This window comes from Dendrosporobacter sp. 1207_IL3150, assembly GCF_036763085.1.
Taxonomy (GTDB): Bacteria; Bacillota; Negativicutes; order DSM-1736; family Dendrosporobacteraceae; genus JBAIYU01.
The window spans coordinates 154980-180699 of record NZ_JBAIYU010000031.1 but is presented as its reverse complement, the minus strand read 5'-3'; the positions used below and the strand labels follow the sequence as shown (position 1 = coordinate 180699).

Sequence of the window (25720 nt, the reverse complement as noted above, 5' to 3'; positions counted from 1 at the left end):
ACAATCACGAACGTATTCAGCTAAAAACAAAGCTGACGCCACTTGAAAAACGGCGTCAGCATGCGTAATTTCATATAATCCTGCGACAGGGCTTCTTAATCGTGTCTATTCGCAAGGGTTCAGTTCACTTTCATGCGAAAGCTCCACGGGCTTTTTTTTTAAAGTAATATAGGGAATCCCCAATTTTGACGGGAATTCCCTACAAATTTATTCCTTTATATTCCTAATTCTTTACGCTTTTTCTCAATATGATCGACATATATTTGTACTGTTTTATCAGCACTTGTCTCAACTGTAAGTTTTCCTAACCCTAGTGTTTCAGTTGTTTCAGTCAAGACTTTAACAACAACATCACTTCCAGTTACTGAAGGTACAGGTGCTACGTGAACTAACCAGCCTAGTGCAATCGCAGTACATGCATCAGCCACAGCCTTCTGCTCAAGATATTCTGGAGCTCCTATTACAAGCGGCAGCATATTTGTATCAACATCAAGTGTATCTGCTATTTCTTTTGCTGTCTGAGTCATTTTACCAATATCAACACACGCACCGTATGATAATACTGGCGGTATACCTAATGATTTACATACGGCTTTAAGTCCTTCGCCTGCTTCATCGGCTGCTTTAGGATCGGCTAGACCGGTATACTGCATAACTGAAGACGTACAGCCACCGGATAATACTAAAATATCTTTTTCGATTAGGCCTTTAGTAATTCTGAATATATTGCTGCCGCCTTGTCCGTAACGAGCTGTTGTACAGCCTACTACTGTAGCTATACCACGAATTTTACCTGCAACAATTGCATCGATAAGTGGTTTCCAGGAGCCGCCTAACGCCGCTTTTACCGATTCTGTACTAAAGCCTACCATACAGTCTGAAACATGCGGTGGAATATATACTTCGCGGTTTTCAGCTTTACGCTTTGCGTATGCTTCAATTGCCATATCAAGAATCTTCTCGGCTTGCTGCTTCATAGTTTCCGGTTTAAATTCAACCACTTCAGTATCAGGCATCCGTATTACTTCGTGCGTGCTAACCATTTTAGTTCCAAAACGTTTAGCATAAAGCGGCAGGGTAGGAATCGTACAGTTATAGTCAAACATAAACAAATCTACTGCGCCGGTGGCTAAGAGATATTCTTCTGACAGCCACTCACCTTCTTGACCACCATAAGCACTCATTTTGCCTGTATCTTCGTAGTTTAAAAGCTGTTGACCTTCGCACACGTGACCAAGTATTTGCATTCCGCTAGCGCCAGCTTTTTTGGCTTTTTCCTGCCACTCCGGAGTAGATGCCAATTCAATTACGACATGCGCAGTAAGCGGCATATGACCATTTGTTATAATATTGACCATATCTTTCTTTAGAAGACCCATGTTTTGTTTTGCTGTACGAATTTTTTGTGTTCCCATTAAGATCTCTTGAAGAATATCAAGAGCAAACAAACCTTGATATTCGTTGATTATACCTAAACGAACCGATGTCAGCAAGAAATCTACTGGATCGGCATTTAGATTTGTCATACATTTGGTTTGTGCAAAGCCGACTTCACTAAAACCGCCGCCTGGGTATATATTAAGTTTTCGCCATAATTCCTGACGTTTAGGAGGAGCGAATGCTTGCGTCATTTTAGACTCTTCCCAATAAGGTCGTCCCATATCTTCAAGAACCCAGTTAGCAAAGTTAACTGCCACTTTGTTTACATCTTCATGGCTGTTTAAGCCAGCCATCTCAGCATATTTTAAAAGCTTTTCCTTATCTCTTATTTTCAAACCGCTGTTAGGATTTTCTGCTGCTGCTTTTAAAGTTCTTGCGGCCTGCTGAGCATGGAAGATGTTTGCTGAGGTTCCGATTGTTACATGTCTATATACAAAGTTTCTAGAAACCATGACATGAGCGTCTACACCACAGTTACCGCGAGGTGTTTTTGCATTAATACGACAAGGTCCATTAGCACAAAGTTGGCAAGATAATCCTGTGGCGCAGAAATTACAACGAATTTTTTCTTGCTGTTCAAATCGGTCAAATACATTTGTTAAACCTTGCGCGTGAACATGCTGGTACATTTCGCGCATTGCTGGATCAACGATTATATTTAATGGGAAACCATCTTTGCTTTGATCGTGTACTTTGATATGCTCGCGCTGCCACTTATGAACTTCTTCCATTGATGATGGCGACTTTTCAATGTCATAGTACTTTTTAGCGTTTTTATGCACATCAAAATGCTCATTTGGATCATTAGTGCCGCTGGCGTCGCCTCTGCCAGCAATTGATTCCACATCACCACGACTAGTTTCGTCGGTACTTTTGATAAGCTTTTCATTACCTTTATCAGACACTATTTCTTACCCCCTATTATTTTGTCGAATTTAGTTTCAACATAAGGTAGAAATAGTATTCGTTTAAATATGCAAAAAAAACAAATGTTAGACGTGCTAACATTTGTTTTTTTGAAAAACCTATTATATAGGCTGTTGAGAAAGGTTCAGTTGCTAGGCGCACCGGAAAACCCATTGCTTGCGTACTGTGCGGACGTACGCAAGCAATGGGTTTGAGGAGCAACAACGCAAATGAGCCTTTATTGACAGCCTACAAATGTTAGACGTGCTAACATTTGTTTTATTCAAGCATAACAGCTGAACTACTTTTCTTACTTTTGGCTGGTTTTAATAAAATAGCTGGAATAACTGCCATACCACATATTATCGCCAATACAAGGTACGCATCGTCAAAAGCAAAAGTATAAGATTGCCGCTGAGCCATTGAATTTATTACAGCCAAAGACTTTAATTTTGCAATATGCCAGGTATCACCATAGTGCAGGAATTTTTTTTGGTAGCTGTTAATCATATTTGTTGCTGCACTGGATGCGTTATTGATATTTTCGGCAATGTGATGAAGGTGAAAAATTTGGCGGTTTTGAAGTACTGTGGTTAAAATCGCAATGCCCATTGAACCACTTATCTGCCGGACGGCGTTGTTGAGTGAGGAAGCCCGGTTTATTTTATCAGGAGGTACGCTGTTCATTCCAAGTACAGTTACTGGCATTATAAAAAGGCCTAAACCGATACCCCTAACCATCATAAATAACATTAAGTGAAAGTTACTTGTATCTAAATCAACATAGATTAGGGGTAGAGACCCCATGGTCAGTATCGTTATGCCAATAACAACTATAGGCTTAGCCCCAAATTTATCTGCCATTTTTGCGGCAATTGGCATTGTTAGGCCAGCCGCAGCAGCGGAAGGGAAAAGCAGCATACCTGTCTGCATTGCAGTACAGCCGCGAAGATTCTCTAGAAATAACGGCATAAGAAAAATACCGCCGTATAAACCGATTGTACCAATAAACGTTACCAAAGTACTCAAGGAAAAGTTCCAATCCTTGAATAAGCTTAAATCAAGAATAGGTGAATCATGGTTTAATTCTATATAAATAAACAAGCTAAGACTTATAAGTGCAGTATAAAAAAGAGCTAAAATATATCCCGACGACCATCCTTCATCTGTTCCTTCTGAAAGCGCTAAGAGGAGACAGAATAAACCTATTGCGGAAGTGGCAAATCCGCCGAAATCGAATTTATGTTCACGATTAATTGGAGTTTCTCTAAGTACAAGAAAAGCTAAAACATAGCCGATTATACCAATTGGTATATTAATGGTAAATATTAAGCGCCAATCAAGATATTCAACAAAATAGCCGCTGAGTGTTGGCCCTATTGCAGGTGCCGCCATGGCTGAGATACCCCAAATTCCCATCGCCATATTTCTTTGCGCGGGCGGAAAGACCTGATAAACAATTGCCATCGTTATCGGAATTATCATTCCACCGCCGATTGCCTGAATAATTCTAAAAATAATCATAGAATCATTACTCCAGGCAGCACCACATAATGCCGATCCAATAACAAAAACCGCTAGACTAAAAAGATACATTCGTCGATTGCCCAGCACATCGCAAAAGTATCCGGTAGCTGGCTGTATAACACCCATCGTTAGCATGTACGCAGTCAATATCCACTGAGCTTGATTTGTATCAACAGAAAATACTGCCATCATTTTGGGTACTGCTACGTTTACAATACTGGTATCGAGTATGCTCATGAAGCCGCCAATGATTGTTACGCCAAGCGCCCACCATTTGTAGTTATTATCGTCTATTCGCAGATTAGAGATTTTCATAACTTCTCCCTAATCCAATTTTATTTTTACATAGGCTGACATTCCCGGTCTAAACGGAACGTCACTATTTTCAGGGAGGGTAATTTTTATAGGTATTCGCTGAGTTACTTTAGTAAAATTATTTGACGAATTCTCGGTAGGTATAAGGGCAAATACTGAGTTAGCTGCGGTACCGATATCATATATGGTACCCGTAAAAGTGCGTCCAGGATACCCATCAATAGTGTAGTCGACCTTCTGTCCAACTCTGAGCTTACCAATCTTAGTTTCTTCAATCCGGGCGTTCACCCATACATCTTTGAGGTTGGTAATTGAAAACATTGGTTGCCCAACTATTACTATTTCGCCGGCATTTATTGATTTAAGAGCAATTGACCCGTTTACCGGAGCTATAATTGATGTTTCACCCATTGTTATTCTTGCAGCTTCAAGTGCCGCTTCGGCTTGTTTAACCTGGGCTGCAGCAGCACGAATAGTTTCCTCACGTGCACCATTTACTACAAGCTCTAGTTTATCGCCTGCAGCTTTTTTTATTTGTTCGGTACTGTTGAGAGCTTCTTGGGCAACACGATAAGCTGTCTCGGCATTATCACGCTGTGCGATACTTATAGCCCCTTCATTATATAGCTTCTTCATTCGTTCAAAATTCAGCACAGCATTATCTAGGTTAGCCTTTGCCTGATCAACATTGGCATTAGCTTGCTCGACTCCTGCCCTGGCTTGATTAATTTCCTCCGGTCTGCTTCCGTTAGTCAGTTCATCGTAACGGGCCTTCGCAGCAAGCAGGGCTGCTTCTGCCTGATTCCGTACTGCAGTTGCATCACGTGCATCAATCCGCGCAATTATTTGACCGGCTTGTACTATATCTCCCTCTTTTACTAAAACTTCAGAGATACGGCCTGAAATTTTCGCCCCAACAGTAACAATATTTCCGCTGACTCGGGCGTCGTCGGTTGCAACAAACTTGGCTGTTTGATACCACCACCAGCCACCTCCAATTAATCCAACTAACAATAAGCCTACCATCATTCTAATTATTACTTGCTGTTTCCCAACATTACTTTGTGCAGTGCTTTCCTGCATCTCAAACCCCTCCGTAACCCATTGACCAAATAGTCATTAAGTGGTGCAAAAAAAGTTAGACGGCAATCCCATGTAGAAATACATCAGCGATACCATTAGCTGTAGCCTCAAGATCATCGTTGACAAATTTTTGGAATACCATCATAACAATAACACTAAATAAAGCATACGCAGATTTATTAGTGTCACAATCGCGCATTACACCTTGCTGTACACCTTCACGTAAAACAACTTCCAGCATACCTATAGTATCTCGAAAGCGCAATTGATATTTCTCTCGCTGCTCTTGACTGAAAGCAGAATAACCCTCACTGCCTAAGCCACGAACTTCATGCATTAAAACCCGCCATAAGTCTGCGTTAGCTGTATAAAACTCTAAAAACAATTTAATCATTGTTCTGATTTTTGCTAACGGCGGCTGCTCAGCTGCGGCAACTTCAGCTAAAGCTGTTTCGAACGGCGTACTCCGTTCTTTAATAAGTGTGTAAAAAAGCTGCTCTTTGTTAACGAAATAATTATAAACCGTCCCTTTTCCTGTGTCCGCTAAAGCAATAATTTCATCAACAGTTGCTCGATGGAAGCCTTTGCGAGAAAACACCACATATGCTGCATCTAAAATTTGTTGACGTTTGTTGCGCGAATCAAGTAAAATTTCACACTCCCGGCTTTGCACCATTAATACCCCCAAAAAATATATAACATTATAATTATAGAAACAAGAAAATACGCTGTCAATGCATTTAAAACTAATAGCAAATATTCGTCATGAAAGACAATCTTTAATTAGGCGCTTTATATTCTTATTACAGATTTTTTCAATTTCTCCTGCACTAAACGAATTTTTAGTTAACGCCTGTATTAGCTTATCTATTTGGCTGATATCTTGAATCTCTATATTTGGATCGATGCCATCAAAATCTGATCCGAGGCCAACTACATCTATGCCGCCAACATTACGTACATGCTTAATATGCCTTACCATATCCTCTACAAGACTCATAGGGCTGTTACCAAGAAAGGTGTTTGCAAAATTAATTCCTATAACTCCGCCTTTTTCTGCCAAAATCTTTATCATTTCGTCTGTTAGATTGCGAGGATGATCTTTGAGTTGGCGGGCATTAGAGTGTGAGGCCACAAATGGTTTATCTGAGTATTTACTAACATCATAAAATCCCTGATCAGAGAGATGTGAGACATCAATTATCATCTTAAGGCAATTCATCTCTCCTACTACTTCCCGTCCAAAATCAGTTAAGCCTCTGTTTTGATATTCCGGCTGACAATTGGGAAATCCAATTTCATTTGGATAGTTCCAGGTAAGTGTCATTAAACGCACCCCTAGCCGATAGAAATTACGCAAATTACTTAACTTACCTTTTAAAACACCGCCTTCTTCAATTGTTAAAAAAGCTGAAATCTTGCCCTCATTTTCATTCATTTCCATATCCATAAAAGAAGTAGCCAGATTTATGTTATCGCTATTTCTTTTTATTTCTGTGTGAAATAAGTCAATCATCGTAAGACAGTCCTCTAGCGGAGTATTTGTTTGTTTAAGATTAATGTACATTGCAAAAAATTGAGCTAGCGAATTTGCTTTCTTGAGCTTGTTAATATCTATATTTAAGCTGTTTTCGCATAATCCTCCCGCTTCCGGCTTGTCAAGTAAAGCGGATATTGTATCACAATGCAAGTCAATTATCTTCATTACGAACATCCTCTCTCGATTTTTTTATATTTAAAGCTATTTGAGCGTCTTAATTCCTCTATCCTTCTCATATCTATTTACGAAAGGAGGAGGTTATGAGAGTTTTTCACCTTAAAAAACCGAAATTTGCCTTATGTCTAATTATATCCCTGCTGTTTATTGGGGGAATAGTTGTCAATGCAATTGATTCATTACAAAATTTAACCAATAAAGTAATTATAATTGATGCTGGACATGGAGGGATAGACCCTGGAGCAAATCGTCAAGGCTTAAATGAAAAAGATATTAATCTAGCTATTGCGCTTTTACTCAAGGAAAAATTAAATGCTCAAGGAGCAAAGATAATCTTATCGCGTGAAACTGATACCGAATTAAGTAAATATTGTGATGAACCAAAAGTAAAAGGCAGATATAACCGCGACCTTGCTGCCCGCTTAGAAATGGTTGATGAGTCGGATGCCGATATGTATATCAGTATTCACGCTAATGTAAGCACCAACCCACGCCGCCGCGGACCCGAATGTTTCTATTATGCTAAGTCACAATCCGGAAAACTTCTGGCTACCGCTATTCAACAGGAACTTGGCCGAATCACTACAGCACAGCCAAATGCCCATCCTGGTGATTATTTTGTTTTAAGGCGCAATAAAGTTGCCGCCGCGTTAGTCGAGGTCGGCTATATTACAAATCCGGAGGAACGTACTTTACTACAGTCCGCCGAATATCAGAACAAGCTCGCGGATGCCATTGTAAAGGGGATTCAAACTTACTATTTCAAACCAGTGAATGATTTACAGAGCAAATTATATATTTTTAGTTTAAATTTAATTACAAATAACGCTGAGCATAATGCCAGCGTTATTTATTTTAAGATGCAAAATCTTGGTTATTGCCTGATTGGCTATCCTGTTGCTAACTTTTTCAAGTTTACATAACTCATGAAATGATATAAAATATCTTTATGCATGTTTCACAATAAATAAGGTCTAGAGTAACACTGGACACTAATTAGGAGGTTGAATCAATGTTTAAGTATAAGTCGCCGCTTGCAGTTGCTTTAATGCTTTCCGTATCCATAACTTTTACTACTCCAGCATCGGCCTATGCCGCATCGTTGGACAACCTGTTAGCCCAAACAACAAAATCTGTTTCTGATAGTTCTTCTGGAAATGGAATATATAATATACTAATGGGACTTCTTCTAGGTAAGTTGTTAGGTAACGCTACAAGCAAATCAGATGATTTATCTAAAGTCTTAGGTCTAACAAATACTCAGGCTTCAAATCAGGCATCTGCTTCAGGCAGTGCAATTATTGCAACAGGCCAAAAGTATATGGGTGTACCATACGTATGGGGTGGCGAAACACCTAACGGCTTTGACTGTTCCGGCTTCACACAATTCGTAATGAAGCAAAATGGTGTTACAATTCCTAGAACAGCAGCCGAGCAATTCGCTGCAGGCACCCCTGTAGCTAAAAATAATCTAAAAGTCGGCGACCTAGTTTTCTTCACAACTTATAAACCAGGCGCTTCACATGTTGGTTTCTATATGGGTGACGGAAAATTCATTCATGCAAGCTCAGCAGCTAAGCAAGTAGCAATCTCCTCATTAGATGAGCAATATTATGTTGATCATTATGTAGGAGCCCGCAGCTATATTAAGTAGAAAAAATAAGGCTGCCTAGGCATAGGTCTTTGAATAGAATGAGGCCAATCCATTTGCGGATTGGCCTCTTTTCTATTCAAATATGTTTTTAGTATGCTTAAAGGCGTCCTTATTATCGCAAATTTTCTGTTCGCTGCCCAAAACACATAAGTAATTTTCTTTCATAGCAGCATCAATTAAGTCTGCCAGTTTTTTAATATCTTCCTGTCGAGTGCTTAAAACCTCGTTACGCTCTTGCTGGATAATATCTTGTGTTATCTTCCGAAGATAACACTCAGCAGCTACATCACCTTTCATTTGCGGAGTAAGCGGCGTGTCTAACTGACTCATTGTTCCAATGATATATTTAGTCATCTCGCGCTCACTGACATTAAAGCTTCTGAGATATTCCGGTGTTTGATCATATACATTAATTGTTTCTCGAAGATTAGGATCACGATATGACCCTAATACCATATTACCATTCCGGCGGAATTGTGCAAAAGCACCATATGCTCCACCCTGTACGCGGATTTTATTCCACAAATAATCATACCGCAGAATTGTTTCCAAAACTTTAAGACTGCCATGATAATCGAAACCCAGTTTGCGGAAATTTGCGCCTTTTGCTACATATTGGACTTTGCCAGACGTCATCAAACCTTCATTTAGAGCTTCGAGTTCAAAATTATACTTTTGCTTTTCAATTTCAGTGTTTCCTAGATAACTATAAAATGTTTTAAAGGCTTGCTGGAATTTTTCGTAATTTTCATCCTCGACAGTTACACTAACTATTAAATTATCTCGATTAAATATAATCTTAGCTGCTTCACTTAAGCTTGCGTTTATTTCTTCAAACTTTGCATCAAAATTTTTCTCTAAATCAACCATGAATTCATAAAAAGTAAGCAAACCCATCTCATTAAATTTGGAGGATTGTGAGAAATACGATAATACTCGCCCGGCAGCAACTTGTTGCGAATTTCGCATTAAGAACATCGTTAAGCTGGATTTTACCTGTTGCACCAATTCTTTGGCTCGCTTTTTATCAGCAAAAACACTGCGAGCTGTAATCTGACCTACTAGATCAAACATTTTAGGAAGCTTACTAACAAGCGCCTTTGATTTAATTCTAAACTTCGGATAATAAATATCATCACTGTCGTTTTCGGTATAAGCAAGCAGATCATAGATAATTCCACCGGTATTGATGTTTATCTCATTCGCTAGTTCGGTGTACTCATATTTTTCAGTAGAAACCTTACCTAAGAATTCTGCCAGCAAATAAGCATAAGGTAGTTTGCTCTGTGATATTCCGCTAGCATCATAATACAGATTTACATATGCTATTTGATTGGTACCAACAGGATGGAACAGCACTTTAGTTTGCTGTTCATTTTTTTCCACAAGGATCAGCTTTTCGGACTCTGGTTCAATATCACTCAGACTTAGAAGCGGTATGACTGCCAGCGTTTCAGCAGTATCAGGTGTCTCCTGCATAACTCTTAGCTTTTTTGTTTGTTCGATTATTGTTTCTATTTCAGCTGGTGACAGTTTTGCTTTGTAAGAAGCTAAATGTTCAGTTATTTCTTTAGCCTTAGCTTCAGCAAGTCCCTGATTCGGTCTTAATACTACAAGCGTTTTATGCCCGTTTTCAATTAGCCGATCTTTTATAAGCTGTTCAAAATAGTTGCCCGTAAGAGCTGTCTTAACTTTAGCCAGTGCAGCTTCATATTCTAAATGTAAAAATGGGCTTTCATCATAAAGCCAACTGTTCATGCATTTAATATTGTAAACTAATCCCTTAGGGCTTCTTCCAAAGTCAGCTTCACGAAGCTTAAACTCTAACAAATTAATTGAGGCTTCAATCAGCTGTTTATCAAGTCCATCTTTTACAAGCTTTGCTAATGTTTGATTAACTACTTGCTCAAATTTCTCTTTCTGATCTTCGTTCGACCCACTGACAATTATGCTAAAAGTAGGCTGTAATATACTATCACTATATATACTCATAACATCTTTACCAATTTCGGCATCAAGTAAAGCTTTCTTCAGGGGAGCAGCAGGCGTTCTAAGGAGCAGATGTTCTAAAATTTGAAAAGCTAGCGTTTTTTCTGGCTCTGTTGCCTTACCGACAATGTAGTTTAAGCTTATAAAGGTCTTATCTTTTACTTGCTCATTTGGCGACACAGGATAGTCGGCTGCTTTTTCTACTTTTGCAGAAAATAGTTTCTGCTCTTGGACCTCAGAATGGGTCTCAATTTTTTCAAACTTGCCGAGATATTCCCGATTTATAAAATCTAATTTTTCTAAGATATCTATGTCGCCATAAAGGTACATATAGCTGTTGGCAGGATGATAAAACTTACGATGGAACTCAAGAAACCCTTCCTGCGTTAAATCAGGTATTACGTCTGGATCGCCGCCTGATTCATAACCATAGGTAGTATCGGGAAAAAGTGATGCCAAAATTTCTTTATCCAAAATTGCTTCAGGTGAAGAAAAGGCACCTTTCATTTCGTTATATACAACACCCTTATAGGTAAGTTCAGCATCCTTATCCTCAAGTTCGTAATGCCAGCCTTCCTGCATAAGAATCTCTGGCTGGTTATAGATATTAGGAAAAAACACAGCATCAAGATATACGTCCATCAGGTTTTGAAAATCTTTATCATTTCTGCTAGCTACAGGATACATGGTTTTGTCAGGAAATGTCATTGCATTAAGATAGGTGTTCAGGGAACCTTTTACTAACTCAACAAAAGGTTCCTTCATATTAAATTTTCGAGAGCCGCAAAGTACCGAATGCTCGACTATATGAGCTACTCCTGTGCTATCTTCCGGCGGTGTCCTAAAAGTAATTGAAAAAACCTTATTGTCATCCTCATTTTTTAAAAACATTAAACGGGCGCCGCTTTTCTCGTGATTAAATATTTGAGCTAAAGAATTAATTTCTTTTACTTGTTTTTCCTCAGTTAACTTAAAACCATGATAGATATTACCTAACTGTAAAGTCATAATATTTTGCCTCTCTTTCTATTACATAAAGTAAACCTTGATTCAGGTGGGGCTGCCTGTGCCCTTTGGGTATAACTCCATCTGAATTTTAGTACGATAAGAAAGTTTAAACTTTCTTACTGCATAAGTGGTGAGCGGCATCTGCCTTCACATAGCTCAGCACAAGCCTTTTACTAAAAACTCTTTCTAATATCATAATAATTGGCACAGGAATTTCCTATGCCAATTATTATTCGATGGCCTGATAATCTCATTGCCAGCTCTTGTTATCCTTTAGTATATTTCGTACTAAAGGCATCTATCCACACGCCTAACAATTAACTCCAAGGTACGCTTGCTAAAATATAAGCCGTCATTGCAACCGCAATGGCGAACTTTATTATCATTCCGATAATTTGGCCTTTTATAACACTTTGAGCTACACGGGAAGCTTGTTCAGGACTCTTATTCTTTGTATACTCGGCAAAATAACTGCCGGCAAATCCACCTAAAATTGCCCCTCCTATAGATCCTATGACCGGCAAAACCCCTGTTCCAACAATACCGCCAATAACACTACCGAGAAAAGCTGCCGCTACTGCACGTTTTGATGCCTTTTCTCTTTTTGCGCCGACTGCTCCTGCAATCGCTTCAACTACTTCTCCTGCTGCTAATGCTGCAAGCAATACAAGAAGTGAAGTGAAATTGATATGGACGAAATTTTCATAGTAACCATATACCAGGGCCGTTAAAAATATTAAAACATTTCCGGGCAGTCCCATAAGAGTAAGACCTATGCCGCCCAGCAAAACTGCTATAAACGCAATATTCACCAGTAATTCGGTATATTCCATTTTACTCAATCTCCGTTTTAGTAAATTAGTATTGGCTTTTAATTATTATTCTCCAAATCTGATATTCTTACCTTCATTTGCTAATTTATCTTCGGCCTGTCAAAAAAAAATATGTTCCATGATAAACATGAAACATATTTTGTCTTTAATTGTTAAGTTTTTTAATAGCGCGATGTGCTATATCACGGCGATAATGCATATCTGTGAATTTAATCTCTTGTACGGCATTATAAGCTTTTTTTACGGCGCTCAAAATATCCTTCGCTGTTGCAGTAACGCCTAATACACGCCCGCCGCTTGTGACAATAGCGTTATCTTTTATGGCCGTTCCAGCGTGAAATACTAAAGCACCCACTTCTTCAGCGTTTTCGATACCAGTTATTACGTCACCCTTTGCATACCCACCTGGGTAGCCGCCAGCTGCTAAAACAACACACACAGCTGCGTTATCGTCCCATTTAACCTCTATATCTGATAGTTTCCCATCGATGCAAGCTTCCATTACTGTAGCTAAATCACTCGATAAAAGGGGCAGCACTACTTGAGTTTCTGGATCACCAAAGCGGGCATTGAATTCAATGACCTTGGGTCCGCTATCTGTGATCATTAATCCAGCATATAGACATCCGCAATACAATCTACCTTCAGCACGCATAGCATCAACTGCAGGTTGAAGAACCTCTAACTGTATCTGTTCGAGCATAGCTTTAGTTATAATCGGTGCAGGTGCATATGTCCCCATACCGCCAGTATTAGATCCTTTATCACCATCGTAAATACACTTATGGTCCTGAGCTGAAACCATCGGTACAATAGTAAAACCATCAGTAAAGGCAAGCAAGGATGCCTCTTCCCCTGTTAAATACTCTTCAATAACTACCCTGCTGCCTGCTAATCCAAAAGTCTGATCGCGCATTATCATATCAACTGCGCCGATAGCCTCTTCGATCGTCATAGCTACAACAACGCCTTTCCCAGCAGCCAAGCCATCAGCTTTAACTACAAGCGGTGCACCTTGATTCCTAATGTATTCTCGGGCCTTATCTGCATCGGTAAAGACTTCAAAACTTGCAGTCGGAATATTATATTTTTTCATTAACGCTTTGGCAAAAGCTTTAGAGCCTTCAATTTCAGCGGCCGCTTGTGTAGGTCCAAAAATCTTTAATCCTTTAGCTGTGAATACATCTACAATACCATTAGCCAAAGGCAGTTCAGGACCAACAACCGTCAATCCAATTTTATTGCTTTGGGCAAACTCCAGCAAAGCTTGATTATCCGAAATATCTATTTCAACACATTCTGCAACTTTGCTAATACCAGGATTGCCTGGTATGCAATATACTTTTTCTACACACGGGCTCATCGCAAGTTTCCATGCTAAAGTATGTTCACGTCCACCGCCGCCAATTACTAAAATCCGCATACGATCATTCCCCCATATAGAAGACTAATGTTTAAAGTGTCTCATTCCAGTAAATATCATAGCTATACCATGTTCATCGGCAGCCGCAATAGATTCAGCATCTTTTACGGAGCCGCCAGGCTGAATTATTGCCTTGATACCAGCTTTAGCAGCGGTATCCACCGTATCACGAAATGGAAAAAACGCATCTGAAGCTAAAACTGCACCTTGTGCTTTGTCTGCTGCCTGAGCTAGTGCAATAGCGGCAGCACCGACTCTATTCATTTGGCCTGCACCAACACCGTATGTTTGGTTATTACCGGCAACAACAATTGCATTAGACTTAACATGCTTGACTATCTTCCAGGCAAATAGAAGCTGTTTTAATTCTTCCTCTGTTGGTTGACGTTTTGATACTACTTTAACGTCAGTTTCAGCTTGAACTGCCGTATCAGCATCTTGAATCAACATTCCACCAGACACTTTCTTGAAATCCAAGAATTTATCTTCGCCTTTTGTCTCAATTTCAGCAAGCAACAGCCTAAGATTTTTTTTCTGGGCTAGAATTGCAAATGCTTCTTCTTCAAACGCTGGAGCTATAATAACTTCTAGAAAAATGGAAGCCAATTGCTCAGCAGCAGCCTTATCTACAGCACGATTAAGAGCAACTATACCGCCAAAGGCTGAAACTGGGTCAGCTTGGTAAGCCTTGTTATAAGCTTCTAATATGGTTTCACCAACCCCCGTTCCACAAGGGTTAGTATGCTTAATAATTGCTGCCGCTGGCTGATTGAAGTCTTTAACAATCGCGTATGCTGCCTCTATATCAGCTATGTTATTAAATGACAGCTCTTTGCCATGAATCTGGCGAGCATTTGCAATTCCGGCACCAGTAAAATATTTTTCGCGATAAAAAGCTGCCTGCTGATGCGGATTTTCGCCATACCTTAAATCTTGAACCTTTTCCATTACTATGTGCATGGTTTCAGGAAATTGACCTTGACCGAGCTGTTTTGATAAGTATTGACTGATACAAGCATCATATTCTGCCGTATGACCATAAGCCTCTTGAGCCAATGCCATGCGAAAAGTTTCCGATACAGCACCTTTTTCACTTATTTGGCTAATAATTTCATCATATCGAGCCGGATTTACAACTACTGAGACATATTTGAAATTTTTAGCAGCAGCTCTAATCATTGCTGGACCGCCAATATCGATATTTTCAACAGCATCAGCAAGGGTGGCATCAGGTTTAGATATCGTCTGCCTAAAAGGATACAGATTGACTACTACCATATCAATGCCTGTAATATTATGTTCCTTCATTGCCGCTGCATGGGCGTCATTATCCCTAATAGCCAATATTCCGCCATGTATATAAGGATTAAGCGTCTTTACACGCCCGTCCATTATTTCTGGAAAGCCAGTCACATCACTTACATAAACTACTGGCAGACCAGCATCACGGAGTGCTTTCATTGTTCCACCAGTTGATATTATTTCTATTCCTAATTCATGAAGTTTTTTAGCAAATTCTATTATTCCGGTTTTATCAGATACACTAATAAGGGTTCGCTTAATATTCATTTTCATCCCCACTATCTTAGCTGTTACTAACCGAACAGCACTTTATCATTTGCTTAGCAATTTCACTAGCCGGCCTTCAAGCTGCAAACGTCCTTCGACAAAAAACTTGATTGCCTGCGGATAAATCATGTGCTCTTGCTGCAGAATTCGCGCAGCCAAGCTTTCTGGCGTATCGTCAGCTAAAACCGGTACTGGCTGCTGCAATATAATCGGTCCAGTGTCCATACCTTCATCAACAAAGTGCACAGTACATCCTGAAACTTTAGCACCATAAAGTAATGCTTGCTGCTGCGCATTCTTGCCTGGAAAAGCCGGTAAAAGCGATGGGTGAATATTCATAATTTTATTAGGATAAGCATTTACGAAATATGAGCTTAAAATCCTCATAAAACCAGCTAAAATAACTAAGTCTACTTTATATAATTGAAGTTGCTTAATCAACGCTTGTTCAAAGTCCTGCTGCGATTTATATTGCTTGCGATCTACACAAACAGCCGCAATATTTAAGTCAGCTGCCCGTTTAAGCGCATTTGCTTCAGGCTTATCGCTGATTACAACTCCTACTTCAGCTGAAATTTCGCCTGAATTAATCGCATCTAAAATCGACTGTAGGTTGCTGCCGCGTCCGGAGGCTAATACTCCTAAAACAATTGGCTTAGCCACCGAATACGCCTCCCTTTAGGGTTACGGACTGATTACCGGCAGTGACTTTACCTATGATGTAGCTTTTTTCTCCACGCTCAGTTAAGTGTTGCTGTACAGCGTCGGCCTTATCTGCTGATACAACTAAAATCATCCCGATACCCATGTTAAAAGTTCGATACATTTCAGGCCAAGCAACACCGCCCCATTCTTTAAGCAAATCAAAAATTGGTGGCTTGGGCCAGTTTGTAACATCTATTTCTACTGCGCAGTCTTTAGGTAGAACTCGCGGGATATTATCATAGAAACCGCCGCCAGTAATGTGAACCATACCTTTTATATCAAATGAATTGATCAGAGGCAAACATGTCTTAGGGTAGAGTTTTGTAGGCACCAGCAATTCTTCGCCTAAAGTTTTTTCTAATTCAGGTATATATTGATCTGCAGATAGCTTTTTAACATCAAAACAAATTTTTCGCACAAGTGAGTAACCATTAGAATGAAGACCGCTTGATGGCAAACCTATTAGAACGTCGTTTGGCTTAATATTGTCGCCTGTTATAATTTTGGGCTTGTCGACTATACCTACAGCAAAACCAGCGATATCGTATTCTCCTTCGGGGTAAAAACCCGCCATTTCAGCAGTTTCGCCGCCAATTAAGGCACACCCTGATTCTTTACAGGCTTTTGCTACGCCGCTGACGATAGCTGCAACTTTTTCAGGCTCTAGTTTACCGACTGCAAGATAATCTAAAAAGAATAACGGTTCAGCACCCTGAACCAAAATGTCATTAACGCACATCGCCACAGCATCCTGGCCGATTGTATCATGTCGGTCAAGCAAAAACGCCACTCGCAGTTTAGTTCCTACGCCGTCGGTTCCTGAAACTAAAACTGGCTGACTATACTTACCGGCATTAAGAGCAAACAAACCGCCAAAACCACCAATATCACCCAATACCTCAGGACGATAAGTAGCACGTACGTGCTTTTTCATCAGGTCAACAGCTCGATTACCAGCATCAATATCTACACCAGCTTCACGGTACGTAAGCTGCGCATTAGTCTTGTCTGTACTCATAACCCATCCTCCATCTGGCTGCAGCTTATTTCTGCTGCGATTTTCTTTCTTCAAATACAAACTTATTGCTCGCACAGGACCCCTCACATGGTACGTCTGCTGGATATTCACAGTTAAAGCACGCATGGCACATTTCCTCATGACGCACGTTACCGACTGAATTACGAAGCCCTTCAAGTGACAAGTAATGAAGTGAGTCTGCACCAATATATTCTCTAATTTCCTCTATCTGTTTGGAGGAGGCGATTAGATCTTTCCGAACCGACGTGTCTATTCCATAATAGCAAGGATAGCCGATTGGAGGGGAGCTAACACACATATGCACAGCTTTAGCGCCTGCCTCTTTAAGCATTCGCACAATTTTCCCACTAGTCGTTCCGCGCACAATTGAGTCATCCACCATAATAACCGATTTTCCCTTAACAACTGATTTTACAGCGTTTAGCTTCAGCCTAACACCTAGATCGCGTTTTTTTTGCTCTGGTTGGATAAAAGTTCTGCCGATATAGCGGTTTTTCATCAGACCTTCCATGAAAGGAATACCTGACTCATAGCTAAAACCTAGCGCAGCAGTCGTTCCTGAATCAGGAACCGAAATTACTATATCAGCCTTAAACCCACTCTCTCGCGCTAAGGTACGACCCATTTCAAATCTAGTTTCATGTACACTTTGACCATCAATAATACTATCGGGACGAGCAAAATAGATGTACTCAAATATACAAAGCGCACGGCGGTCTGATGAGGCGAATCGATATGATTTAATACCATCGTCATCAATAACTACCATTTCACCTGGTTCAACATCACGGATAAATTCAGCGCCAACTGTATCTAAAGCGCAAGATTCTGAGGCTAATACCCAGCCGTCATCTAGCTTGCCAATACAAAGAGGTCTAAAACCATGCGGATCACGTACACCGAAAAGTTTATCTTCGGTCATTATAACGAGGCAGTAAGCGCCTTTAATTTTATTTAAGCTTTCCATAATCTTCTCTTCGATAGAATGATTACGGGAACGAGCAATAAGATTCACGAACACTTCACTATCAATAGAGGTCTGGAATACACTACCTGTTTGCTCCATTTCGGCTCGCAGCTCACGTGCATTTGTCAAATTGCCGTTATGAGCAAGACTGATGTGTCCGCCAGCATAGGTAACCATAAGCGGCTGCGTATTTGCCAATAAACTAGATCCAGTAGTCGAGTAACGAACATGTCCGATAGCAATATGCTGATTTCCCATGCTTGGAAGCTGGTGACGAAATACTTCATTAACCAGTCCCATCCCGCGATGGACATCCATCCAAGAGCCATCAGTTATTGCAATTCCGGCACTTTCTTGCCCGCGATGCTGAAGAGCATAAAGTCCCCAGTAAGTGAATAATGATACATCTTCTTGCCTCGAATATATGCCAAATACACCGCACTCTTCCTTTAGTTTATCTAGTTCAAGATCAATCATAGAACCTCACCTGTTAAACGCTGTAATACTTCCTTATAGGCTTCTTCAACATTACCAAGATTACGGCGGAATCTGTCTTTGTCAAGTTTCTCACCAGTCTTGCTGTCCCAGAATCGGCAAGTGTCTGGCGAAATTTCATCACCAAGAATAACTTCACCATTATAAAGTCCGAACTCAAGCTTAAAATCTATTAATTCAAGATCTTTTGCTTTTAGATAATCAGTTAATATGGAATTAATTTTTAAAGCATATTCTTCCATTTTAGACACTTGCTCTTCTGTTGCTAAACCTAGTGCCTTAATATGATAATCATTAATTAGCGGATCGCCTAGATCATCATTTTTATAGTAGAGCTCAACAACTGTGCAAGGCATTTTACGGCCTTCTTCCCAGCCGATACGTTTAGCTAAGCTGCCTGCCGCAATATTACGTACAACAACTTCTACTTGGAGTATTTTCAGACTTTTAACTAACATTTCGCGGTCACTAATCATACTGACAAAATGGTTAGGAATATCGTTTTCAGTTAAGAGTTTGAAAAAAAATGAGGAAATCCGATTGTTTAATATACCTTTATTAATAATTGTTCCTTTTTTTTCGCCGTTAAAGGCAGTGGCATCATCTTTATAATAAACTAATACTTCGTCAGCCTTATCAGTTGCATATATCTTTTTTGCTTTTCCTTCGTATAATGGTTGCTTTTCCATTGTAAATTCCTCCTGTTATCTTTTATTGATTAGCTAAGACTTTAGCTGCTTTTTCTTCAACTTCATCAATCATTGCCTGCCGGTGAAATGACAGCTTATCTTGTACGTCCTTGTTGGAAACACCTATTATTTGGGCAGCAAATATTGCTGCATTTTTCGCACCGTTAACGGCCATGGTTCCAACTGGAATACCTGAAGGCATTTGCACAATACTTAATAACGCATCAAATCCATTTAAAGCTGTGCTGTTTATTGGGACACCAACAACAGGCAGAGTAGTCAAGCTTGCTACTACGCCAGGCAAATGAGCGGCAGCACCAGCAGCTGCGATAAACACTCTAACACCGCGTTCAGGTGCAGTGGTAACAAAATCATGTACCTTGGCTGGCGTGCGATGCGCTGATGCTACTATAACTTCTGCACCTATGCCAAATTCTTCTAATAACTTTACAGCTGGTTTCAGAATTGGCCAATCGGAATCACTACCCATAATTATTGCAACTTTCATTTTTGTGCTCTCCCCTCATTTTACGTGATTAATTGATTTCGTCGATTACTGCGCCACATCAAGATGCTATGATAATAAACTAAAAAGTGTAGCTATTGGAATATTGTTTGTTCCAGACGTCATGGAAACTATTCCTTAAAAAAGTAATTTATATTAAACCCAGATACCATAACTGATATCCGGGTTAATTTTCTAAGTTATCATCTATCTTTTTTTTACCAACTCCAGCTTAAGACTGGAGTTGGCAAAAACAAAACGATCAACAAAATTATTCATTTAGGAAAACAAATCTGGCGATAACTAATACAGCTAAAACATAAAGAATCCAGTGAACTTCTCTGCCTCTTCCTGTAATAAGCTTCAGCAGAGGATATAATACTAAACCAGCAGAAACACCATTAGCGATACTGTAGGTGAAAGGCATAAGAACGATAGTTAAAAATGCTGGTAAACTTTCGGTAAAATCGCTAAAATCGATATGGCGTACGCCTTCCATCATTAGGGCACCAACTATAATCAATGCAGGTGCTGTTGCAGCATCTGGAATTAATCCAGCAAGCGGCGTAAAGAAAAGAGCTAAAAGAAATAAAATACCACAAACAACTGCTGTAAGCCCCGTGCGTCCACCTGCACCAACGCCAGCTGCACTTTCAACATAAGCAGTAATTGTACTTGTACCCAAAAGTGATCCTAAGCTTACACCAAGAGCATCAACAAGCATAGCACGGCCAATTTTAGGAAATCTGCCCTGTTTATCCATTAATCCAGCTTTAGTAGCAGTACCAACTAAAGTGCCCATAGTATCAAACAGTTCAACAAAAGTAAATGTGAATATAATTGTCATTAACCCCATGCTGAGAGCACCTTTAATATCAAGCGCAAAAAAGGCGTTATTGCTAAAATCAGGAACAGATATCGGACTAAAGCCTGCTGGTATTTGCACAACCCCCATAACTATACCTAAAAGAGTAGTAGTTACGATACCTAGTAAAATAGAACCACGAACATTGCGTGCCATCAAAATAGCAATAAATATTAGTCCAAAGAGTGTAAGTAAAACATCTTTATGTGCTAAGTTGCCCATCTCAATAATAGTTTCAAAAGAAAGCGGAGTACCATTACCTTTTGCAGCAACGATTTTTTCTAACGTTGGTGGAATCAAGGATAATCTAATTGACATGATTCCCGACAGTTTTAGACCTATAATAGTGATAAATAACCCAATACCAACAGTTATAGCATGTTTAAGCGATGCTGGCATGCCCTCGACGAGCAGCTGACGAACTTGTGTAACTGTTAATAAGATAAAAATGAGACCTGAAAGAAATACCGCACCCAGTGCTACTTGCCAGGAAACACCCATTCCTAGTACAACTGTAAAAGCATAGAACGCATTCAAGCCCATACCTGGAGCTAGCGCAATTGGATAATTAACAAATAACCCCATCATTATGCTGACAAGTCCAGCACCTATTGCAGTAGCCAGAAGTACAGCATTCTTGTCCATTCCAGCTGAAGAAAGAATACTCGGATTAACAAACAATATGTACGCCATTGTCATAAAGGTTGTAATACCAGCCATAATTTCTGTGTTGACTGTTGTATTACGTTCACGAAGCGAAAAGAGTTTTTCTAACATTATTGTCTCCCCTTAAATTATTCTGAAAATCTGAGCAAAAACATGCTACAGTAGCCAGCACCGTTATTTTAACCATTCACCTCCAATAAAATAATAGCCCGGGCAGGGAAATTCGCATTACACTTAGTGAGCGAAATTCCCGCCCGGGCTTTTGTCCCAACGGTGTAGTGTTACTGTTAACACTTGTACCACTTGGTCGCAGCCACAGCCAGACATCAAAACATGGACATCGTCGGCCATGCGGAACCCTAGGTACATTTTCACTCGTAGTCAGATAATTTACGGTTACCTGGTAGAAACTCTTGAGCCATATTCTCAATATTATACGAGTATTAAACTTTACTCACTTATAATAACAGAAATCGCCATAAGCTGTCAACGAAAAATGAACTTTAATCGCCGTAACATGAATAATGTTCGGGTTTTATATTGCGCCCATTTTAAAAGACCTTACTATAACTTTGCAAAAATCACCATTATAGTAAGGCCTATTTTATAATATACTTTTAGAAAATATATCGCTTAATCCTAGGCGATTAACACGTTCTTGTATCTTGGAAATATTTGTTGTGTACAAACCTTTTTCTTGCATACGAACAAAATATTGTGCGCCTGAAAATGTATATTTTAGGCTCATACCTGATTCAGTTTGCATTTGCTCATTAACGTGCGCTATTGCATCACCAATTGCAAGACTGTCGGGTAAAATCAATAAATCTAATCCCGCTAATTTACGTACGGCATTATGACCAGCCAGCATGCCTGTGACAATAGCTTCTGTATGCCCTACCAGCAAGCCTGCTTTTTCGCCACAGCAAAACAGGTTCTCTACCCCTTGTACACGTAAGGCATTATCACGAGGTGATAAATCAAAATACCTCATCGAATTACCTATTCCGCCTGCGTAGGGATCTTCAAAGCGAGCATATTCAAAGCCCGGTATTTCCCGTAGCTTTTCAATCGGATAGTAAGGCGACATTAACTTAGCATGTCCTGTATCTAAAAGGATTATATTCTCGGCAAATTCCTTTAAAGCATATTGCTGGCAAGCTTTGATACCCAGTGTTTCAGACTTTCGCAGATTGGTAGGAATAGGTATCACTACTACACCATACTTATCAAGTCGCTGTACTATTTCATTTGACAAAGACTCTTTTAGCAATTTACACGAACCACTCATAGCTCCAATAGAATTATCGATTTTTTTACCGTGCTTTTCTTGAATGCCAGATCGCCCTGCAATACTTATCCGCGGCCCAAAAGCGGGACATCTAATTATGCACATTGCACAGCCATTTCCGTACTTACTGCAATTACCTTGCGGCCCAGCAGTTCCTGTAGCCTCTACAAAAACATCACCATATATTTCATCATCAGCATCGGTAATAACAGATTTAATTCTATTTCCCTTTATTGTAATATCACGGACCCTAGACATGGTGCAATATTCAATACCATTCTCTGATAGCAATTTGCGCACGGCAGGTTCTATTTTTGATACATCGTATAAGCTGGCATGTTTATGGCCTGGAAATTCAATATTAACATGACGTGAACATTGATCCGTTACAAAAAACAGATCTCCGCCGCCCATAGCGATAGCTTCTTCCGCCGCCGTAAATCTTCCGTTATTACGCATAATCCCACCAACAAGCCCAGTACCTAACAGCATATCAGTGCGTTCTAAGAGTATAACCTTTTGAGCTCCAGCTTTTTTCGCAGCAATAGCAGCTGAGCAGCCTGCCCAGCCTCCGCCAACTACAACTACTGTCGCCATCATATCCCTCCGCTTACGGCTATGTATCAAATAGGACGAATCCATCAGATAAATTATTACTTAACTTTTACAATAAGCTCAACTTCAACTGCACTATCAATAGGCAGTTCAGCTACACCTACTGCTGATCTGGCATGCGCACCAGCCTCACCAAAAACTTCAGCCAGTAATTCCGATGCCCCGTTAATAACCTTAGGCTGATCGACAAAACCAGGTGCACTATTTACAAAACCAACAACCTTAACAATTTTTTCAACATTATCAAGAGAACCAGCAAGGCTTTTAACAGCAGCTAAGGCATTAATAACACAAACTTTCGCTGCTTCATACCCTTCTTCCAGGCTGATATCTTTCCCGACTTTTCCTTTGTACTTTAACTCTCCCGCTACAAAAGGTATTTGTCCTGAAGTATATATCGTATCGCCAATTTTTACTGCTGGCACATAAGCAGCTACCGGCTTTGGTACATCAGGAATAGTTATTCCCATTTCTTTTAGTTTGGCTTCAAAACTCATTTTAAATCCCCTCCAAATTAATCATAACACTTGTTAGTTTATTTTAAACTTCCCATAAATATACTAACCCCTTATTTATCCATAATGCAAGTGTATAGGACGACGAAATATATTTAACCGCAAAGTACGCTAAGGACACAAAGGGGATACGCAAGGGAAATAATTATAATTTGAATGAGAAGCTAATTTATATAAATAACAAGCTAATTGGGCACTCAGCAGGGTGGGTAGATATATTATTAAAAGCGTAAGTCAGCGCTAGCGTTGGAGCGTTAATAATATATCTACCCACCCGTTCTCTATGCAAAAGACAAAAACGCCCCAGCCGAAGCTAGGACGTTAATATCTAATTTATTCCCATTCAATTGTAGAAGGCGGCTTAGAAGTTACATCGTAAACAATACGGTTTACGCCTTTAACTTCGTTTACAATACGACGAGATATATTATCAATTACTTCGTAAGGAAGACGTACCCAATCAGCAGTCATGCCATCTTCACTCGATACGACCCGAAGTCCTACTGTATATGCGTAAGTACGCTCATCACCCATTACGCCAACACTTTTCATAGCTGGCAGTACAGCAAATGACTGCCATACTTTACGATATAAATCAGCAACTTTTATTTCTTGATGAACTATTGCATCTGCTTCACGAAGAATTTCCAGACGTTCTTCAGTGACTTCACCTATGATACGAATAGCAAGACCAGGACCAGGGAAAGGTTGACGCCATACAATATCTTCAGGTAAGTTAAGCTCACGGGCCAACGCTCTTACCTCGTCTTTAAACAGGTCGCGCAGAGGCTCTACAAGCTTAAACTTCATATCTTCAGGCAGACCACCAACATTATGGTGGCTCTTGATTACAGCAGCAGTAGCTGTACCGCTCTCAATAACATCCGGATAAAGTGTTCCTTGTACTAAGAAATCAATCTCACCAAGCTTAGAGGCCTCAGTTTCAAAAACGCGGATAAATTCATCACCAATAATTTTACGTTTTTCTTCTGGATCAGTTACCCCAGCCATTCTAGCCATAAACCGATCAACAACATCCGCATAGACAAGATTCATATTGAAGCCTTCACGGAAGGTTTTTACTACTTGCTCAGGCTCGCCTTTACGTAAAAAACCGTGATTTACAAACACACATGTTAATTGGTCTCCAATTGCGCGATGAACTAAAACAGCGGCAACTGATGAATCAATACCACCACTTAGAGCACAAAGAACACGCTTGTCCCCTACTTGCTCGCGAATGGTTTTAATGGCGTGGTCAACAAATGATCCCATATTCCAATCGCCACGGCAGCCGCAAACGTCGAACAGGAAATTACGAAGCATCTTCATACCCTCAGGAGTATGAACAACCTCTGGGTGAAACTGAACGCCATAGATGCGGCGTTTGTCGTTTGCCATAGCCGCTACAGGAGTGCTGTTAGTATGAGCAGTAACAACAAACTCATTTGGCGGAGTATTGATATAGTCACCATGACTCATCCACACTTTAGTCTCTGCACTGATCTCAGAAAAAAGATCTTGGTTGCGATCAACAAATAAGTGCGTATTGCCGTATTCTCTTGTTGTAGCATGGGCTACCTCACCACCCAATATATGAGCAGTAAGCTGCATACCATAGCAGATACCTAATACCGGAATATCTACATCAAATACTGTTGGATCACATTTTGGTGCATTCTCGCTGTACACACTGGAAGGTCCGCCTGAAAAGACTATTCCTTTAGGCTGAAGTGCCCGGATCTTTTCTATAGGCGTATTGAACGGCACTATTTCACAATATACGCCGCATTCGCGAATTCGTCTAGCAATCAGCTGGCTATACTGCCCACCGAAATCCATTATAAGAATCATTTCATTTTGCTTGGTTTCCATTCAGAGAAATCCCCCTATGTAAAACTAAT

At 40.0% G+C, this 25720-nt stretch carries 20 protein-coding genes and 1 riboswitch; of the genes, 2 read left to right on the top strand and 18 right to left on the bottom strand.

Annotation, left to right across the window (positions count from 1 at the left end; translation table 11 throughout):
* Positions 1–215 precede the first annotated feature (215 nt).
* From cooS to V6C17_RS14925, 5 genes are all read right to left on the bottom strand, one after another.
* Complete coding sequence (gene cooS, locus V6C17_RS14945; protein WP_333523381.1) at positions 216–2345, bottom strand: anaerobic carbon-monoxide dehydrogenase catalytic subunit; 2130 nt, start codon at positions 2343–2345, stop codon at positions 216–218.
* 280 nt (positions 2346–2625) lie between these two features.
* Positions 2626–4188 carry a DHA2 family efflux MFS transporter permease subunit gene (locus V6C17_RS14940; RefSeq protein ID WP_333523380.1) on the bottom strand — a complete coding sequence of 521 codons (1563 nt, stop codon included), beginning with the start codon at positions 4186–4188 and terminating at the stop codon, positions 2626–2628.
* Positions 4189–4197: 9 nt separating this feature from the next.
* Positions 4198–5271 (bottom strand): HlyD family secretion protein, encoded by a 1074-nt coding sequence (locus V6C17_RS14935; protein WP_333523379.1) that lies wholly within the window; start codon positions 5269–5271, stop codon positions 4198–4200.
* Between the two features lie 55 nt (positions 5272–5326).
* Positions 5327–5947, bottom strand: a complete 621-nt coding sequence (locus V6C17_RS14930) for a TetR/AcrR family transcriptional regulator (protein WP_333523378.1) — start codon at positions 5945–5947, stop codon at positions 5327–5329.
* A gap of 87 nt (positions 5948–6034) precedes the next feature.
* The gene (locus V6C17_RS14925) at positions 6035–6976 is read right to left on the bottom strand and encodes a dipeptidase (protein ID WP_333523377.1); all 942 of its coding nucleotides are present in this window, start codon (positions 6974–6976) and stop codon (positions 6035–6037) included.
* 95 nt (positions 6977–7071) lie between these two features.
* Here V6C17_RS14925 and V6C17_RS14920 point away from each other — a divergent pair, with 95 nt between their 5' ends.
* Together V6C17_RS14920 and V6C17_RS14915 are read left to right on the top strand one after the other, a co-directional pair.
* Entirely contained in the window at positions 7072–7911 is an 840-nt protein-coding gene (locus V6C17_RS14920; RefSeq protein WP_333523376.1) for an N-acetylmuramoyl-L-alanine amidase family protein, read from the top strand.
* 89 nt (positions 7912–8000) lie between these two features.
* On the top strand, positions 8001–8642 hold the full coding sequence (locus tag V6C17_RS14915) for a C40 family peptidase (RefSeq protein ID WP_333523375.1): 642 nt from the start codon (positions 8001–8003) through the stop codon (positions 8640–8642).
* Between the two features lie 72 nt (positions 8643–8714).
* On the opposite strand, the gene V6C17_RS14910 is transcribed toward V6C17_RS14915, so the two are convergent.
* The 13 genes from V6C17_RS14910 to guaA form a co-directional block, all read right to left on the bottom strand.
* Positions 8715–11639 carry an insulinase family protein gene (locus V6C17_RS14910; RefSeq protein ID WP_333523374.1) on the bottom strand — a complete coding sequence of 975 codons (2925 nt, stop codon included), beginning with the start codon at positions 11637–11639 and terminating at the stop codon, positions 8715–8717.
* Between the two features lie 317 nt (positions 11640–11956).
* Positions 11957–12472 (bottom strand): DUF456 domain-containing protein, encoded by a 516-nt coding sequence (locus V6C17_RS14905; RefSeq protein WP_333523373.1) that lies wholly within the window; start codon positions 12470–12472, stop codon positions 11957–11959.
* Between the two features lie 145 nt (positions 12473–12617).
* Positions 12618–13895, bottom strand: a complete 1278-nt coding sequence (gene purD / locus V6C17_RS14900) for a phosphoribosylamine--glycine ligase (protein ID WP_333523372.1) — start codon at positions 13893–13895, stop codon at positions 12618–12620.
* Positions 13896–13919: 24 nt separating this feature from the next.
* Complete coding sequence (gene purH / locus V6C17_RS14895; RefSeq protein ID WP_333523371.1) at positions 13920–15464, bottom strand: bifunctional phosphoribosylaminoimidazolecarboxamide formyltransferase/IMP cyclohydrolase; 1545 nt, start codon at positions 15462–15464, stop codon at positions 13920–13922.
* Between the two features lie 45 nt (positions 15465–15509).
* Entirely contained in the window at positions 15510–16127 is a 618-nt protein-coding gene (gene purN, locus V6C17_RS14890; RefSeq protein WP_333523370.1) for a phosphoribosylglycinamide formyltransferase, read from the bottom strand.
* On the bottom strand, positions 16120–17187 hold the full coding sequence (purM, locus tag V6C17_RS14885; RefSeq protein ID WP_333523369.1) for a phosphoribosylformylglycinamidine cyclo-ligase: 1068 nt from the start codon (positions 17185–17187) through the stop codon (positions 16120–16122). The genes purN and purM overlap by 8 nt, the downstream gene beginning before the upstream one ends.
* A 25-nt stretch (positions 17188–17212) precedes the next feature.
* Complete coding sequence (purF, locus tag V6C17_RS14880) at positions 17213–18652, bottom strand: amidophosphoribosyltransferase (RefSeq protein WP_333523368.1); 1440 nt, start codon at positions 18650–18652, stop codon at positions 17213–17215.
* On the bottom strand, positions 18649–19359 hold the full coding sequence (gene purC, locus V6C17_RS14875) for a phosphoribosylaminoimidazolesuccinocarboxamide synthase (protein ID WP_333523367.1): 711 nt from the start codon (positions 19357–19359) through the stop codon (positions 18649–18651). The genes purF and purC overlap by 4 nt, the downstream gene beginning before the upstream one ends.
* A gap of 22 nt (positions 19360–19381) precedes the next feature.
* Positions 19382–19867, bottom strand: coding sequence for a 5-(carboxyamino)imidazole ribonucleotide mutase (purE, locus tag V6C17_RS14870; protein WP_333523366.1), 486 nt, complete (start codon positions 19865–19867; stop codon positions 19382–19384).
* Between the two features lie 268 nt (positions 19868–20135).
* Positions 20136–21506, bottom strand: coding sequence for an NCS2 family permease (locus tag V6C17_RS14865; RefSeq protein ID WP_333523365.1), 1371 nt, complete (start codon positions 21504–21506; stop codon positions 20136–20138).
* A gap of 247 nt (positions 21507–21753) precedes the next feature.
* Positions 21754–21855: riboswitch (purine riboswitch) on the bottom strand.
* 144 nt (positions 21856–21999) lie between these two features.
* Positions 22000–23283, bottom strand: a complete 1284-nt coding sequence (locus V6C17_RS14860) for an FAD-dependent oxidoreductase (RefSeq protein ID WP_333523364.1) — start codon at positions 23281–23283, stop codon at positions 22000–22002.
* 56 nt (positions 23284–23339) lie between these two features.
* Positions 23340–23798, bottom strand: coding sequence for a RidA family protein (locus V6C17_RS14855; protein ID WP_333523363.1), 459 nt, complete (start codon positions 23796–23798; stop codon positions 23340–23342).
* A gap of 351 nt (positions 23799–24149) precedes the next feature.
* Positions 24150–25691 carry a glutamine-hydrolyzing GMP synthase gene (gene guaA / locus V6C17_RS14850; protein ID WP_333523362.1) on the bottom strand — a complete coding sequence of 514 codons (1542 nt, stop codon included), beginning with the start codon at positions 25689–25691 and terminating at the stop codon, positions 24150–24152.
* Between the last annotated feature and the right edge of the window lie 29 nt (positions 25692–25720).

What these genes read in the sequence shown, in the direction of transcription:
- V6C17_RS14940 (WP_333523380.1), bottom strand. Translation starts at nt 4,188, where the DNA reads ATGAAAATCTCTAATCTGCGAATAGACGATAATAACTACAAATGGTGG.
- V6C17_RS14935 (WP_333523379.1), bottom strand. Translation starts at nt 5,271, where the DNA reads ATGCAGGAAAGCACTGCACAAAGTAATGTTGGGAAACAGCAAGTAATA.
- V6C17_RS14930 (WP_333523378.1), bottom strand. Translation starts at nt 5,947, where the DNA reads ATGGTGCAAAGCCGGGAGTGTGAAATTTTACTTGATTCGCGCAACAAA.
- V6C17_RS14925 (WP_333523377.1), bottom strand. Translation starts at nt 6,976, where the DNA reads ATGAAGATAATTGACTTGCATTGTGATACAATATCCGCTTTACTTGAC.
- V6C17_RS14920 (WP_333523376.1), top strand. Translation starts at nt 7,072, where the DNA reads ATGAGAGTTTTTCACCTTAAAAAACCGAAATTTGCCTTATGTCTAATT.
- V6C17_RS14915 (WP_333523375.1), top strand. Translation starts at nt 8,001, where the DNA reads ATGTTTAAGTATAAGTCGCCGCTTGCAGTTGCTTTAATGCTTTCCGTA.
- V6C17_RS14910 (WP_333523374.1), bottom strand. Translation starts at nt 11,639, where the DNA reads ATGACTTTACAGTTAGGTAATATCTATCATGGTTTTAAGTTAACTGAG.
- V6C17_RS14905 (WP_333523373.1), bottom strand. Translation starts at nt 12,472, where the DNA reads ATGGAATATACCGAATTACTGGTGAATATTGCGTTTATAGCAGTTTTG.
- purD (WP_333523372.1), bottom strand. Translation starts at nt 13,895, where the DNA reads ATGCGGATTTTAGTAATTGGCGGCGGTGGACGTGAACATACTTTAGCA.
- purH (WP_333523371.1), bottom strand. Translation starts at nt 15,464, where the DNA reads ATGAATATTAAGCGAACCCTTATTAGTGTATCTGATAAAACCGGAATA.
- purM (WP_333523369.1), bottom strand. Translation starts at nt 17,187, where the DNA reads ATGAGTACAGACAAGACTAATGCGCAGCTTACGTACCGTGAAGCTGGT.
- purF (WP_333523368.1), bottom strand. Translation starts at nt 18,652, where the DNA reads ATGATTGATCTTGAACTAGATAAACTAAAGGAAGAGTGCGGTGTATTT.
- purC (WP_333523367.1), bottom strand. Translation starts at nt 19,359, where the DNA reads ATGGAAAAGCAACCATTATACGAAGGAAAAGCAAAAAAGATATATGCA.
- purE (WP_333523366.1), bottom strand. Translation starts at nt 19,867, where the DNA reads ATGAAAGTTGCAATAATTATGGGTAGTGATTCCGATTGGCCAATTCTG.
- V6C17_RS14865 (WP_333523365.1), bottom strand. Translation starts at nt 21,506, where the DNA reads ATGTTAGAAAAACTCTTTTCGCTTCGTGAACGTAATACAACAGTCAAC.
- V6C17_RS14860 (WP_333523364.1), bottom strand. Translation starts at nt 23,283, where the DNA reads ATGGCGACAGTAGTTGTAGTTGGCGGAGGCTGGGCAGGCTGCTCAGCT.
- V6C17_RS14855 (WP_333523363.1), bottom strand. Translation starts at nt 23,798, where the DNA reads ATGAGTTTTGAAGCCAAACTAAAAGAAATGGGAATAACTATTCCTGAT.
- guaA (WP_333523362.1), bottom strand. Translation starts at nt 25,691, where the DNA reads ATGGAAACCAAGCAAAATGAAATGATTCTTATAATGGATTTCGGTGGG.